The sequence below is a fragment of the Fibrobacter sp. UWB7 genome (assembly GCF_900142945.1).
In the GTDB taxonomy this organism is placed as follows: domain Bacteria; phylum Fibrobacterota; class Fibrobacteria; order Fibrobacterales; family Fibrobacteraceae; genus Fibrobacter.
The window spans coordinates 474,637-489,829 of sequence record NZ_FRCO01000002.1; the positions used below are offsets into that span (position 1 = coordinate 474,637).

The following is a 15,193-nucleotide window of genomic DNA, read 5'->3' on the forward strand; positions in this document are numbered from 1 at the left end:
TGTGAAACTTGGCTCTTCAGTGCCTTAATTGAATTAGGTTCGAAGGAGCAGGATCCAATGAGATTTCGTTTAGTTGCTTTTCAAGAGTTTCGACGTTACACCGCGACGAATCTTGCCGGCAGCTCGTCCGAGAGCATCAAATAACCGCTCTGGCATTGATTCTTCCAAATTCTTGTTTGGAACTCGGCGTTTGGAAATGGATACAGGCTTATCCGCAGTATCGGCTCGCTGTTCTTCAATTTTCCAGATGAAATCATCAGAGCGCGATGTCATTGGGTTCTGCACGACATTTTTACCGACCGCCTGCAAATAAAGCCCACTCTTGTAATTCTTGAGAAGGAAAGCATTCGGAGTGTTCACTCCGGCATCTTCGAGCTGGTATTTTTGGTGCGCACCGCCATTGTAGCCGTATGTCGATGCAGTTACACCCGCAGCGGTTGATTCATTCGGAATATCGATTACGCGATTTCCAAGCTGGAATCGGTAGGTGACAGGCTTATCGCCCATCGAATAAATCTTGACAAAAGTTGCCGTGTCGGCACAATCCATGAGTTCAAGCGTATTCGAAGAAGTTATTCCCATGCATTTCTTTTCGGAAAGGGACTTTACCCTCCCCTGCTTGAAGAACGCTTCCTTGAAAATGTCCTGATACATCGCGTTCACGATTTTCACGTGATTGATCAAATCCTGTTCGGAATGGACTTCACTCTTGTAATTGATGCCATACGGCCAAAAATGTTGGCTATCGCCTTTGAGCACGGCATCCGGACCATCAATTTCCTTGATAAGCGCTTGGGCTTTTTCTCCCTGGAACACGCCGTCCTTGAACATTGCTTTGTACTCAGATGTTGTGCCCATGCCCATGGTATGCGCCATTTCGTGCATGGCAGTGCCCACATACATATAACCCCGATCCTTACCGAAACGTAAATCGCCATTGCTGCTAGCCTCGGCTGTAGGAACGCCCGTGCTGTAGTAAACTTCGATATGTTTCGAAAGATCAGAGTACTTATTGTACAGGAAAACCGCCGAATCCATCGCCGCCGTAATATGCTCGTAGGCGTCAAGTTCGTCCTGAGTCGGATTTGCGGATTTATTCAAATGATATTCAACGTTGCCAGCAAAAGCGCTAGACAACGGAAGCAGGAAGGAGAAAATTCCAATATAACTTGATTTTTTTACAAAAAGATTCATAAAAAACCTTCCTATATACAATTTTAATTTACACTATTCCATATATATAAGCAAGTAAAAAAAGTTTTTTGTGATTGCAAGAACTATGTAATAAACCAGAATGTAATTTTAGCGTGGAATATCAATCATAGGAGAAGCCCCAATGAAGGCTAAATTATTAGCATGTTGTTCTGCAATCGCACTTGCCGCCCTTACCGGCTGCTCAGGAAGCCAGAGCGGAATCAACCGTTCCCTTGGACAAGCCGATGCAACACGCTCGCTCGTCAATGAAAACAAACTCGACGCAAGCATGACTTCGAACTCGTACTCCAAACTTGTCGCAGCCAAGGCTCTGAAAGAAGACGGAAAAATCGAAGAAGCCCAGGCTCTTGCAGAACAGAGTGAACTCGAAATGCGACTCGCCATAGCCAAATCTGAAAACGAAAAGGCAAAAATCGAAGACAAGAAACTCGAAGAATCTCTCCGTGCCGACGAAGAACGCAAGGTCTTGTACCAGAGCATTCTCGAAAAGGAATCTAAGAAGTAAGGAGCCGCAAAGATGAAGACGATTAAGATTTTGACTCTCGGCGCCCTCGCCGCATCCATGAGCTTTGCCGCAGATGCACCTTCTGTCACCCCTGTTGACCAGTGCAGACTCGCTCTCGACAATGCCAAAACCAATTTGCCATCCAATGCTTACGCCGCAAAGCTTACGCTTGCCGAAGGCTATGGCACGCTCAATGCCCTCGAAACAATTTATGCGGATGACGATGAATCCAAGCTAATCCCGACATTCTTGGAAAACTGCCAGAAATACGCAGAAATCGCAAAGCTCCAGGGCGAAACCCAGGCTATCCAGAATCACATTGCAGAAAACTGGGAAAAACGCGCAGCCACAAACCGCACCATCGAAGCAATCCAAGAACAGATTGGCGAAGCTCGTAGCGGTAAGGTCTCGGACCTCGAAGCTGAAAAGCAGGCAATCAAGGCTCAGAAGGACAAGCTCGAAGCCAGCAAGAACGAAGCTATGGACAAGTTAAACGCCCTCCAGTCCCAGATGATCCAGGTGACGAAGGACGCTCGCGGTATCATCCTCTCGATGTCCGATATCTTGTTCGACGTGGGCCGTGCCACCTTGAAGACCGACCTCATGACAAGCCTTGCTAAGATTGCCGGGATCCTCTCCGTTTACCAGCAGTTTGACGTGTCCATCGAAGGTAACACCGACAACACCGGTTCTGAAGAATTCAACATGACGCTTTCTCAGCAACGTGCAGAAAACGTGATGAACTTCCTCGTGGAACAGGGCATTGCCGAAACCCGTCTCACCGCCAAGGGTCTTGGCATGACCATGCCGATTGCGGACAACTCTACCAAGGAAGGTCGCCAGAAGAACCGCCGCGTGGATCTCGTTATCACGGACCGTACGCAGAAAGTGAAGTAGTTCGGTAAACCGAATAAGACAGGAGTCGCCCCGGCCTTAGGTCGGGGTCTCTTTTATACAGGAAAATTCATCAACTTTTTGATAGAAAAGCCTTTTAATCAAGTCTATTTTTTCTAGATTTAGTCACGTAACTTTTAAACCGGCGGCGCAAGTCGCCAATCAAAAACAAGAGGTAAAACAAATGGCAGTTTCTTACAAGGAACTCGGCTTGGTTAACACCAAGGAAATGTTTGCTAAGGCAGTTAAGGGTGGCTATGCTATCCCGGCTTTCAACTTCAACACCATGGAACAGATGCAGGCTATCGTGCAGGCCGCCGTTGAAACCAAGTCTCCGGTGATCATGCAGGTCTCTAAGGGTGCTCGTAACTACGCTAACGGCACCATCCTCCGCTACATGGCTCAGGGTGCTGTTGAATACGCCAAGGAACTCGGCTGCGCAAATCCGCAGATCGTGCTCCACCTCGACCACGGTGACTCTTTCGAACTCTGCAAGGACTGCATCGACAACGGTTTCTCTTCCGTGATGATCGACGGTTCTGCTCTTCCGTACGAAGACAACATCGCCCTCACCAAGAAGGTTGTTGAATACGCTCACGCTCACGACGTTACCGTCGAAGCTGAACTCGGTGTTCTCGCCGGTGTTGAAGACGAAGTTGCTTCTGAAGTTTCTCACTACACGAAGCCGGAAGAAGTGATCGACTTCGCTACCCGTACGGGCTGCGACTCCCTCGCTATCTCCATCGGTACTTCTCACGGTGCTTACAAGTTCAAGCCGGAACAGTGCACTCGTAACGCTCAGGGCAAGCTCGTTCCGCCTCCTCTGGCATTCGACGTGCTCCACGCCATCGAACAGAAGCTCCCGGGCTTCCCGATCGTTCTCCACGGTTCTTCTTCTGTCCCGCAGGACGAAGTTGACACGATCAACGCTCACGGCGGTAAGCTCCCGGATGCAGTTGGTATTCCGGAAGAACAGCTCCGCGAAGCTTCTCGCTCTGCTGTCTGCAAGATCAACATCGACTCTGACAGCCGTCTCGCTATGACTGCCGCTATCCGTAAGTATTTCGACGAACATCCGGAACACTTCGACCCGCGCCAGTACCTCAAGCCGGCTCGTGAAAACATGAAGAAGATGTACATGCACAAGATCGTGGATGTGCTCGGCTCCAACGACAAGCTGTAATCTATAGTAGACTATAGCTGATTTGCTTTTAGAACCGCTAGGCAATCGCCTGGCGGTTTTAATTTTTTGAAGTCACTAGAATAACAATCAATCCAATAACAGATACAGACGCAGCCGCAATTCCAACTTTCGTCAATGTTGAAGCAGCCTCTGATTTCGCATTTTCTTCAGCAACACATTCTTCATATTCAGTCTTTTGAGCGTAAATAGCAGCACAATTTGTCGAAGCGCATCCTAACATGTTGCAGCAAAGAATTGCAGAAAAAAAAGTAAATACAAAAGTCTTGAGCATGAAATGCAATATAAAAACTTTTGTTATATTAAAAGCAAATTAAAAGGGGCTTTATTTATGTTCGGAAAGTGCAAACATTTATTTTTTATTTCAACTATTCTTTTGACGTTGAGTACCATTGCCTCGGCTAATAAATGTACAGATGCTATGTTTGGAGGTAATTCATTCGTCCTTCAGGATAAGGCTCGTATTGATTCTTCTTACTTTAACGAGCGTGGAAACGAATGGACTCACAAATATATTTACAATGAAAATGGGCGATTAGAACAAATGCTTTTTGATTCAAAAGAAGGTTCAAAAACCGAAGTTCTTTACTTTTATTATGACACAACAGAAACAGCGCTCAAAAATAGAGGTTCAGAATACATCATATTGAACTGCAATACACAGGACACTATGTGCATTCGTCAAAAAATTTATTACGATGGGGCGTTCCAAGGGGAACAAATCAGCAAAAGAACCTCAAATTACGCAAGTTCAGAAACAATAGAATCATCGACACATTGGTTCACGGAACGAATTCTAAAAAATGATACGCTGTTTGAAATCGAATACTTTGATTACAACACAGATTCCGTACGGAAAAATCAGAATCTAATTGTTGCAGATTTTTCTGACGATTTTAAATGTCTCGAATACAGAGGTGACGACAATACAGTGAATTCCATAACTTATAAGCCCAATGGAAACGGATATTCTATAAGCATTGACGAGGGAACCTACCACAGAGAATTTTTCTTCGTGAATACAGACAAAACAACTTCCATCCGCAAAGCTGTAAAGCCTGTTAAAATGCTTCCCAAGGCCCGTTACTTCGACCTTCTGGGACGATATAAATTCACAAAATAAATGGTGATTCCCGGTTAGATCCCCTTCCGCGCTACGCTTGGTCGAGGATGACACTTCCAACTTCCTACTGTCTACTTCCCACTGCCTACTATGATTTGTCCTCATTGCGGCGCCGAATTGAAACAAGGCGCGACCTTCTGCCCCCACTGCGGGAGCGACAAGAACACCGGCTGGAAAGAGGGCGCTGAATATAGCGACCTCGACCTCCCCGACTACGATGAAATTGTCGAAAATGAATTCGGCGAAAAGAAGAAAAAATCAAGCCCGCTTACGATTGTCGCAGTGGTGATTGTCGTGCTTGCATTTATGGCTGCGATGGTTCTTTAAGCGTTTCTTCCAAGCTCTTGAGGCTTGCTTCGGCAGCCGTAAAATCGTAATCGTCAATCTGGTTATGCAGTTTCTGCAAAAGTGATTCCTGCTCCTGCGAGAACATGATCTCATCGAGCGAATCGAGAATGCGTTTGCAGGCGGTCAGCGAGCAAGATTCTACAGCCGGCTTAAGTTCTTCTATAGCTTGAGTAAGCTTGCTTATGGCTTCAGGATCCACATGCTTGATAATAACGGCAGCGTTCGACTGCTCAGCTGCGATATTTTGCAAGACAATTTTCAAATCGTCAATTAAATCTTCGAGAGCATCTATAAACGCATTGTATTCGCTATAATTTTGCTCTTTCTTGAGGAGCGAATTTTCAAGCATAACGCCAAGCGTCTGCACGTGATACGAACCAATCGTTCCACAAAGCCCCTTAATCGTATGAACAATGCGCGTCGATTCTTCGAAATCAGCACCTTCAAAAGATTTTTTCAGTTTAAGAACTTCACCACCGTAATCACGAACAAAGCCCTGAATAATCTTGAAATACAGATTCCTGTTGTCATTGGCGTGGTAAAGACCTGCCGCCGCATCGAAGTTGCGCACCTTTTGGAACATAGCGACAGCACTATCATCAGTACTTACAGATGTATTTTCTGTTTCGCTAACACTTGCTGTCATCGGAATCTTATCCGCCACTTGTAAATACTTGGCAAGTTCCGCATAAAGCATCATCGGATCAATCGGCTTCGCGATGTAAGAATTCATGCCCGCATGGAGACAATCGTCGCGGTCCTTTTGGAAAGCTCTTGCACTCATGGCTATAATCGGCACATTCTTGAAATACTCATCGGAGCGATTACGAATCGCCCTTGTGGCATCAAGACCGTTCATCACAGGCATCTGGATATCCATTAGTACCAAGTCAAAAGCATCTTTTTTGAGCAAATCAAGTGCGATTTTACCATTTGCGGCAACCATTGTCGCAAGTCCCACGCTGTTCAAAAGCGATACAGCCAAATCCTGGTTCATCTCATTATCTTCAACGAGGAGAATCTTCGCTTCCTTGAAGAATATCTTATTTTTCTCAACTTTTTGAGCTTTCTGATACGTGAGTTTTTCATTAACCGCTTCTTGCATAGCACTTAGCAAGGAGCTTATCTGCAGCGGTTTAGCGACACAGCTATTGAAACCGATTTCTGACGCCAGATGATAATTTTTCTCGTCAAAGTGAATCGGATGCATGAGAATTTTCGGAATAATCCTCATGTTTGCGGGCAAGCCCTGAACAAAATCAAACCCATTCATAATGGGCATCTGATAATCGACAATAAAGAAATCGTACGGAGTCTCCCCCGCTTCTTCGTGAGCTTGTATCAAATCCAAAGCTTCATCCACAGAAGCAGCCTCTTCAACAACGCAGCGCAACTTCGTCAAATAATGCCTCAAAACAGCTCGCAGTCTTTCGCAGTCGTCCACCAACAAAACATTCTTGTTTTTAAATGTCGAAACAGACTTCCATTTTGGAACAGCCACCTGTGAAGCAAGAGCAAGCGTTATCGTAAAGAAGAACTTTGAACCCTTTCCATATTCACTTTCGACACGCAGTTCACCACCCATGAGTTCCACAAGCGATTTCGAAATGACAAGACCAAGTCCAGTTCCCCCGTACTTGCGGGTAATAGAGCCATCCGCCTGCGTGAATGCGTTAAACAAATGCTGCAGTTGCTCGCTCGTCATGCCGATACCCGTATCAATAACGCTAAATGACAGCTTAACATTATTTCCAAGCACCTGTTCCTGCTTGATCTTCAGCGTAATGCTTCCGCTTTCCGTGAATTTGGTCGCATTGTTTATCAAGTTTGTGAAAATCTGAGAAAGGCGTAACGGGTCACCCATCAGGACTTCCGGAATTTCCGGGTCTACATCGACAATCAATTCTATTGGGCGCCCGGCGATGCGCACTTCGGCAAGGGCAGCAACTTCACCAATAATATCTTGCAGCACAAGTTGCGTGATTTCCAAATCTTGCTTATTCGCTTCGATTTTCGAGAAATCGAGAATGTTATTGATAATACCGAGCAGCGATGTTGCCGCATGGCTAATGCGTTCGATAAATCCAAGCTGTCGCTCATCCAGTTTCGTTTCCTGAATCAAGTGAGCCATACCGATGATGGCATTCATCGGTGTGCGGATTTCATGACTCATATTTGCCAAGAATTCACTCTTGGCCTGTGTTGCATGTTCAGCAATTTCACGAGCCGCCACAACCTCAGAAATATCGATCATCGAGAGCATATAGCCGACAATCGCATCTTGCACCTTGAGCGTGCAAGCTTCTCCGCGGAACCAAGTGTCTGTATGCGAATTGAGCGTCTGGAGCATAAACGTATCTTTCCAGACACCTTGCTCATTAAACGTCCTTTTGAGCGCTTCTACAACATCTTCGGGCATGCCGCACTTGGGCATGTTTTCTAGTGGTTGCCCAATCGCATCTTTCCAGTCCACAACAAGGTAATCAGCCAACTGTTTAGACATGTACTTGACTTTACGGTTCTTGTCAAAAATCACAAGAATCGAATTTCCTGCCGAAAGCATGATCGTATCAAGAATCGTATCCTTCTGGATGCCGCTCGTTTCATCAGAAATCAGGAACAAATAGCGAATTGAACCATCGTCTTCGACAAGGAACTGGAAAATGACTTTCCACCAAGCATCTTCGCCCACGCAACTACGCACCGGAATAATAATCTGGCGCTCGCTAGCATGCATTTCGCCGCCCTTCGACACCTTGTAGACAAACTTTTTGAATTGCTCCGAGCGGAAGAACTTCCAGAGAATTTCGCCACGGACGTCATTGCCATTATTGAAAAATTCAGCAATATAGGCACTCGCATGGAGAATATCAAACGTATCGTTCGTCAAGATAAGTCTAAAGTTATCACTCCCCAAAAGCGTCTCGAACATCGTACTGGAACTGACACTTTCGTTCAAGTCTTTTTGAATAAAAAACTTGAAAAGGAAACGCACAATAAGCCACGTGAGGAAAATCAACGAAGCTACAATAAGCGACACGACCAAAATAATGGCGTACAGATTTTCTTGAACCTTCGCAACGACCTTGTTTTTTTGAATCACATGGACAACATAAAACGGCGCATTTTTTAACGGCTTAACTAAAAAAATCAATTTGCGATTTTCGACGTTTGTCTTTTCAAAAAGAGTCACGTTCACAGAATCCAAATTTTCAATCTGGATATCATCCTGGACAAGGTGTAAAAGCCCCGCAACAGTATCCGTAACTATATTATGCAAATTGGTTTCATACGGGAAATACGTAAACAGGCTATCGTTTTCCGAACTCACAAGCATCGTAATACCGCCGTCAGTCCTAGCAAATTCCCCCATCAACTGACGGACTTTTTGCAAATCGACATCGACGGCGACAGCCCCCATAAACGTTCGATTTTTCTCCCAAAGCGGATATGAATACGTGAGCACGCGCTTCTTGGCTTTTGCATTTATTTCGGGACCCGTGATAGCAAGCCCCTTGTGCCGAGAAGCTTCCAAATACCAAGTTCTTATACGAAATTCTTTTTTGCCTTCTTCGAGCTTATAATCATTTGCAGAAATATACTTGCCATTCTTATTGCCATAATAGGCATCAACAATAAAAGGAGATGACTGCTGGTGCTTTTTCAACACCTTCTTGATTTCAGATTCTTTTGTATGCTGGAGAATTTGTGGAAGTGGCTTGAAATGCTTTTCAAATTTCGAGAAGAACAGTTCAAGATCGACAACAACTTTGTCCTGAAATTTAGATTCCGAAGAACTGTACGAAGAAGTAATTAAGGTGGATTTTAGAAAGTTCGAAAAAACAACGACCAACACGATGGTAAAGACAAGCATCGGTATGGTATAAACGAGCGAAATGCGCCAGCTGAGGTGGCGCTTTTTTTCATTTATAGGACTTGGTGTCAATCCTTACATTCCTCGGAAGAAGAAGTGTCTTTGAACCGTTCGTAAATTTCGGGCAATTGGTCTGCTATGGCGAGGAACGCATCAACAACATCGGGGTCAAACTGCGTCCCGCGGCCCTTGACAATTTCTTTGACAGCGACCTCATGCGGGTATGGTTCTTTATACGGGCGTTTCGAGACAAGGGCATCGTAAACATCGGCAACCGCCATGATGCGGGCTCCAATCGGAATATCGTCGTGTTTCTTGTGGTTTGGGTAACCGTCACCGTTCCAATGTTCATGGTGACCGAGAGCCATTTCTGCAGCTATACGCACCATCGGGCTATCATGAAGTTCCTTGGTCGCCTCTTGCAAAACATCGTAACCCATCTGCGGGTGCTGCATCATGATTTCACGTTCATCTTGCGTAAGCGTTCCCGGCTTGCGCAAAATACGGTCATGAATGCCGACCTTGCCAATATCATGGAGCGGTGCTGCGGTCGCTAAATTTTCAATGTATTCCGGTGTAATCGTTTCAGTGAATTTTGAGTTTTTACGCAACTCTTCCGCAAGGCGCTGTACAATAATCTGTGTACGCTTGATATGCTCACCCGTCTCAGGATCGCGGTATTCGGCAAGCGAACCAAGACTCGTAAGCATGACCTTAAGCGTCCTGCGGAGGTCCGCCGTCTTTTCATCGACAAGATCGTGCAAGTGGTCGCGCTGGAGCTTTAGCTGGAGCTGGTTTTTGATGCGGAGCGTCACGAGAGCCGGGTTGAACGGTTTGGTAATATAGTCTACAGCACCGAGGTCTAGACCTATCTGTTCGCTCTTGCTATCAGCCTTGGCAGTTAGGAAAATAACCGGAATCCCTTGCAAAATGTTTTTTTCGCGCATGATCCTCAAAGTCTCATAACCATCCATTTCGGGCATCATGACATCAAGCAAAATCAGGTCTGGCTTAATTTTTTCGGTAAGCTCAATCGCCTTTTTACCATTGAGTGCAACACAAACATCATAGTCATTCGACAGAATACCTTCCAACACGTCAATATTCGTCTTGGTATCATCAACAACTAAAATTTTTAAACGCGAACGTTCCATATTCATAATATACGTTAAATAATCTAAATATTACAACTCATTTTATTACACCATAGAACATAAAATAGTCTTATTTTTCTCTATGGATTATTTCTCAAAGGTTCCACACCATGATTTAGTGATTTTCGTCATAGCAGAAAGTATATTAGGAATATAAATTTGGAGTTTTTATGAAAAATCGTTTGGGATGGACCAAAGTACTCTTTACTAGCGCATTTCTGGCTAGCACAGTTCAAGCCGATGAAATTGTCGATATCACTCCGTTCTATCGAGCTGTCGATAGCGTGGCCCTTGGCAACATAATCAACGACCTTTATAATGACCTAACCCTCCCCGACACGATAAAGTTGGGCGGAGAATCCTTTGCAATCACCTGGGAAAGCAGCGATACGCTGTTCCTCACCCATGATGGACACATCAATGGTCGTTTTGTCGGCGAAAACAAAGAAGTCACTCTCACGGCGACCGTGCAAGACTACTTGAGCGATAAAAAACAAGTTGTAAAGAACAAGGTTTCCATCCACGGATTCGAGCCTTATTCCAACTACCTTTTCGCTTACTTCCCCGCCAATAACGACGAAAACATCTATTACGCCCTCAGTAACGACGGATACAACTTCACCCCGATGAATAACGGCAAACGCGTCGTTGCCGCCGACTCCGTGAGTATCAAGAAAGGGCTCCGCGACCCCCACGTGCTCCGCGCACCGGACGGCTGGTTCTACATGGTCAATACCGACATGAAGAGTGCCGAAGGCTGGGCCAGCAACCGCGGCATGGTGCTCATGAAATCCCGCGACCTTATCCATTGGAGGCACGCCACAGTGCATTTCCCGGAAAAATACAAAGGCAAGAACTTCGCGAACGTGACCCGAGTTTGGGCTCCAGAAACAATCTGGGACGAGAATTACGAAAACAAGGACGGGAGCAAAGGCCGCCCGCTCGTATATTATTCGCTTTTGACTAACGACGGGACCATCTCTTACGACCAAGTGTTCTTCAACTACGCGAACGAAGACTTTACCGACCTCGAAGGCGACCCGAAGCACTTTTTTGACCGCGGCAAATCCACCATCGACATGGACATCGTCTACAACCCAGTGGACAAGCTCTACCACGGGTTCTACAAGAACGAAGGCGACGGTGGCATCTGCAAGGTGCAGGCAAGGACTCTCACCTCCGAAAATGGGACTAAGGGGCCAACGTGGTACAACAGAACCGGCGCTTTGCAGCAAACAACCGAAGCGGTCGAAGGTGCAGGAGTGTTCAAGCTCATCAACCAAAATTCCTGGGTCTTGATGTACGACTGCTACGTGAATGGGCATTACCAGTTCACGTCTAGCTCGGACCTCAATACATTCAAATTCGTGCAGAACACCAAGACAAGCGGCGCATTCACGCCACGTCACGGTACAATCCTCCCGCTTACCGCAGCAGAAACGGCAGCGCTCATGAAGGCTTTCCCCACTCCGGACTTTGAAGCAAAAGTCATCGACATTCCCGATTCCATCGGTGTTTGCGATGGCAAGAAAGTTGTTGGACCATGTAGCGCAACAAAGATTATCCCTTACGTGAAAGTAGGCGATGACGGTTGGAAAGAAACGCTTGATGTGAAAGTTACAAAAGGCGCTAGCGTAACATTCGGTCCGCACCCGTGGGATGGCAAAATTTGGAGCTGGGAAGGTCCAGACGGATTCAAGTCCACAACCCGAGAAAACACGCTTAAGAATCTGGATGGCACCAAGAGCGGTTATTACACAGTAACATACACAAACGAAACAGGTTGCAAGAGCGTTGCAAAAATCAAGATTGTCGTAGACGATCCAGACCATCCGTATGAAGAACAGCCTCCGGTAAGCATTGGTAATCGCGGAATGCGCGAAAGCAGCAAGGATTTACGTCTGAAACGCAACCCCATCTATTTTGATTTACTCGGTAACAGGCTTTCTGGCAAGCCGCGCAACGGAATGTTCGTAGTAAAATAGTCGTTAGTCACCGGTTATTAGTCATTAGTTAAAGAATCACGGCTGAGTCGCCTAACAGAAACCAATGACCATTGACTAAATGCTATTGACCAATCTATTAAGCTTTATAAAAGCATTCACAGGGTCGGCGTAATTCCAGACGCCACCGAGCGAAGCGACGCCAGCGGGTGACAACTTCTTAAAATCGTCAATCGTATCCGTATCGACACCTCCCCATAAAATGAGGGAGGCTTTTGCGTTTATGCTTAGAGAAGTTCCTAGCGTTTCAACAGAATCAATCGCCGAAAGCGGTTGCATAATCGGGCCAACGAGAGCGCCTGCCACCCATTCCGGGAGCTTTTCGGCTTCTTCCGCATTTTTGCAGAGTGCGACACAGTTGATGCGTTTCCAGCTTTCGGGAACCTCGCCTATAAAGCTTTGCGCATCGCAGACGCAACCGCGAACATCAAGCTCTTCGGCCATGTCTGGCGTTCCACGCACCCAGATGCGGTCGCGCAATTCCATCGGGAGTCCAAGTAGCCAACGATCGAAATCGTTGAATGTCGCGCGAGCATTTCCACCTCGCCCACGCTTGTCGAGAATCAAACGGGTTAAACCACGGCGAAACATTTCTTCGATATCGTCGTGTTCAGCAGCAAAATCATCAGGACAAGTAAAGAGCCAAAGTCGCATTTTTATTTCCTCACACATCTGACGGAGAGGGCAAATTCTTCGTAAGTTTCATCATACGATACGCTGGAACGTCCTTTTTCGAGCATCACAGTGCGGGCGTAATTTGCACGGACCTCATCGGTTGTCCAAAAGTAAGCGTATTCGTCAAAATAATTATAGTATTCCAAAAAATGGTAACCGCCACCAACTTCTGATACAAAGTCCAATGACATCAATGAATCTGCAGCAAAATCAAAACCGCCTACAGCTTCAATCAAGTTGTCAAAATCTGCTTTTGATGGGATTTTCCAACCTTGCGGGCAAGCAACCATCGCTACATTCCAGGCGTAAAGTCTCCCCTGCTTTTCGCAATACTCTGCGCTATCGTTATAGCAAGATGTTCTCTTGTAAAGCGAGTCCGAAGCATCAAAATAATTCAAGTTTTGAGCCATCCAGACTTGGCCACCTATTTCAATGATCTTGTAGCTTTGCGAATCGCGAGCGTCAATGAAAATGCCTGTGCGGGAATCCTCGTCCGCAGCGCCCACCGAAGAATCCGAACACGCCCAAAATGCGATTGCAAAAAAGACAGAAACGAAAGCCCCTAAAAAATGTCTCATATTATCAAATATAATAAACGATTTTTTCGCACTACAAGATGGCGATTCCGGCTCCCTGGAACATTTCGTACCCAACAAAATTTTTGTATATTTGTGCGCGGATTGACGATTTGATGATCAAACCGCCACGGTTAATAACGAGGCACTCGATGGATTTGAAAATACTCCCTCAGCCAGACGATGTTACGTGCGGACCGACTAGCCTACACGCTGTTTACTCTTATCTTGGCTATAACATTCCCCTTAAAAAGCTCATTTCCGAAATTGAATTTTTGGAAGAAGGCGGCACGCTAGGCGTTTTCCTTGGCATAGACGCCCTCAAGCGCGGTTTCAAGGCTACTATTTATTCTTACAATCTCAAAATTTTTGACCCGACGTGGAGCAAACTCAAGATGCCCGAGCTCCGCGAAAAACTGGTCGCTTTGCACAAGGCAAAACACGCCCCCAAGCTCAAAAAGGCTATTGACGCCTACATCCGATTCATTGACCTTGGCGGAACCGTTGCTACAGCAGACCTCCGCGCAAGCATGTTCGAAAGCTATTTCAAGCGAGGCATTCCGGTGCTTTGCGGCCTCAGCGCCACCTATCTTTATCGTTCCCCTCGCGAATACACAAACGAAAAAGACCAGTCCGTCTTTGACGATATCCACGGTGAGCCGATGGGGCATTTTGTAGTGCTTTACGGACTCGATGAAAAGAAGCAGTTCATGGTAGCAGACCCGGATTGTACAAACCCGATGGCAAACGGCCCTTATTACAAAGTAGACAAGTTCCGTCTAATCCACAGCATTTTGCTGGGTGTCATGACGTACGACGGAAACATCCTGGTCGTGGAGAAAAAGTAATGAAAGCTCCGGCACTGATGATTACCTGCGAACATGCGAGCAATGCTGTGCCGGATTTCGTCCTGCGCGCACTCCGCGATTCCAAAATTCCCGATGACGTTCTCGCCTCCCATCGAGCTTACGACATTGGTGCATATAAAGTATTTTCAAATCTTGTAAAACGATTAAAGCCCGACTTCCATTGCTCTAGTCGGTTCTCGAGACTCGTGGTCGACATGAACCGCAGTGCGACCAACAAGACGTTCTTTTCTGAATTTACTGTTGGATTACCAAATACCGTAAAATCGCACATGATGAGTCTTTGGGAAAAGTACCGTGAGAAAATTGAAACCTTTGTCGCGAGTGAAATTCCTGCGAGAGCGCGCAAAAATGAGAAAAATGCACCTAAGGAAGCGCCGCTCAAGGTCATCCACCTCGGTATTCATAGCTTTACGCCTATATTAAATGGTATCGAGCGCGATGCCGATGTCGGGATTCTCTATGACCCGAGCCGACCTGCCGAAGTAAAAATTGCGCAAACGCTCATCCAGAACATCCACGAACGCGCCCCGTGGCTTAAAATCCGCAAGAATTACCCGTATTTGGGCAAGTCCGATGGCCTTACGACCACGCTTCGCCAAAAGTTCGGCCAAAGTTACGCGGGACTTGAAATCGAGATTAACCAAAAGCTGCTTAATTTTTAAACTTTTTTCAAAAATTGGTTGTCCGTTTTGGGTAATCTTATTTAATTTTATGCGTGGATTTTTGCCCTTTTAGCGTGTAATGCACGCCGAAGGTG

At 46.0% G+C, this 15,193-nt stretch carries 14 protein-coding genes; 8 read left to right on the forward strand and 6 right to left on the reverse strand.

Features of this window, described 5'->3' with window-relative positions; translation table 11 throughout:
- Positions 1–69: 69 nt before the first annotated feature.
- Positions 70–1,194, reverse strand: coding sequence for an RICIN domain-containing protein (locus BUC30_RS07445; protein WP_244536540.1), 1,125 nt, complete (start codon positions 1,192–1,194; stop codon positions 70–72).
- 142 nt (positions 1,195–1,336) lie between these two features.
- Between BUC30_RS07445 and BUC30_RS07450 the strand changes: the two genes are divergently transcribed.
- From BUC30_RS07450 to BUC30_RS07460, 3 genes are all read left to right on the forward strand, one after another.
- Positions 1,337–1,720, forward strand: a complete 384-nt coding sequence (locus tag BUC30_RS07450; protein ID WP_073424254.1) for a hypothetical protein — start codon at positions 1,337–1,339, stop codon at positions 1,718–1,720.
- 12 nt (positions 1,721–1,732) lie between these two features.
- A complete protein-coding gene (locus BUC30_RS07455; RefSeq protein ID WP_244536542.1) occupies positions 1,733–2,617 on the forward strand; it encodes an OmpA family protein in 885 nt (294 codons plus the stop codon).
- A 181-nt stretch (positions 2,618–2,798) separates the two neighbouring features.
- A complete protein-coding gene (locus BUC30_RS07460) occupies positions 2,799–3,797 on the forward strand; it encodes a class II fructose-bisphosphate aldolase (RefSeq protein WP_014544999.1) in 999 nt (332 codons plus the stop codon).
- Between the two features lie 58 nt (positions 3,798–3,855).
- Here BUC30_RS07460 and BUC30_RS07465 read toward each other — a convergent pair whose 3' ends face one another.
- The gene (locus BUC30_RS07465; RefSeq protein ID WP_073424255.1) at positions 3,856–4,089 is read right to left on the reverse strand and encodes a hypothetical protein; all 234 of its coding nucleotides are present in this window, start codon (positions 4,087–4,089) and stop codon (positions 3,856–3,858) included.
- 3 nt (positions 4,090–4,092) lie between these two features.
- On the opposite strand from BUC30_RS07465, the gene BUC30_RS07470 reads away from it, so the two are divergent.
- The gene (locus tag BUC30_RS07470; protein ID WP_073424256.1) at positions 4,093–4,938 is read left to right on the forward strand and encodes a hypothetical protein; all 846 of its coding nucleotides are present in this window, start codon (positions 4,093–4,095) and stop codon (positions 4,936–4,938) included.
- A 90-nt stretch (positions 4,939–5,028) separates the two neighbouring features.
- Positions 5,029–5,265, forward strand: a complete 237-nt coding sequence (locus BUC30_RS07475) for a zinc ribbon domain-containing protein (protein ID WP_073424257.1) — start codon at positions 5,029–5,031, stop codon at positions 5,263–5,265.
- Here BUC30_RS07475 and BUC30_RS07480 read toward each other — a convergent pair.
- Positions 5,243–9,232 carry a hybrid sensor histidine kinase/response regulator gene (locus BUC30_RS07480; protein ID WP_073424258.1) on the reverse strand — a complete coding sequence of 1,330 codons (3,990 nt, stop codon included), beginning with the start codon at positions 9,230–9,232 and terminating at the stop codon, positions 5,243–5,245. The two genes, BUC30_RS07475 and BUC30_RS07480, sit on opposite strands and share 23 nt — an antisense overlap.
- Positions 9,229–10,314, reverse strand: coding sequence for an HD-GYP domain-containing protein (locus BUC30_RS07485; protein WP_073424698.1), 1,086 nt, complete (start codon positions 10,312–10,314; stop codon positions 9,229–9,231). The genes BUC30_RS07480 and BUC30_RS07485 overlap by 4 nt, the downstream gene beginning before the upstream one ends.
- Before the next feature lie 170 nt (positions 10,315–10,484).
- Here BUC30_RS07485 and BUC30_RS07490 point away from each other — a divergent pair, with 170 nt between their 5' ends.
- Positions 10,485–12,299 carry a glycoside hydrolase family 43 protein gene (locus BUC30_RS07490; RefSeq protein WP_073424259.1) on the forward strand — a complete coding sequence of 605 codons (1,815 nt, stop codon included), beginning with the start codon at positions 10,485–10,487 and terminating at the stop codon, positions 12,297–12,299.
- Between the two features lie 75 nt (positions 12,300–12,374).
- Here the strand turns inward: BUC30_RS07490 and BUC30_RS07495 are convergent, their stop codons facing one another.
- Both BUC30_RS07495 and BUC30_RS07500 read right to left on the reverse strand, forming a co-directional pair.
- A complete protein-coding gene (locus BUC30_RS07495; RefSeq protein WP_073424260.1) occupies positions 12,375–12,971 on the reverse strand; it encodes a hypothetical protein in 597 nt (198 codons plus the stop codon).
- A gap of 2 nt (positions 12,972–12,973) precedes the next feature.
- Positions 12,974–13,570, reverse strand: a complete 597-nt coding sequence (locus tag BUC30_RS07500) for an FISUMP domain-containing protein (protein WP_073424261.1) — start codon at positions 13,568–13,570, stop codon at positions 12,974–12,976.
- A gap of 149 nt (positions 13,571–13,719) precedes the next feature.
- Between BUC30_RS07500 and BUC30_RS07505 the strand changes: the two genes are divergently transcribed.
- Complete coding sequence (locus tag BUC30_RS07505; RefSeq protein ID WP_015732445.1) at positions 13,720–14,415, forward strand: hypothetical protein; 696 nt, start codon at positions 13,720–13,722, stop codon at positions 14,413–14,415.
- A complete protein-coding gene (locus BUC30_RS07510) occupies positions 14,415–15,098 on the forward strand; it encodes an N-formylglutamate amidohydrolase (RefSeq protein ID WP_073424262.1) in 684 nt (227 codons plus the stop codon). The genes BUC30_RS07505 and BUC30_RS07510 overlap by 1 nt, the downstream gene beginning before the upstream one ends.
- Positions 15,099–15,193 lie beyond the last annotated feature (95 nt).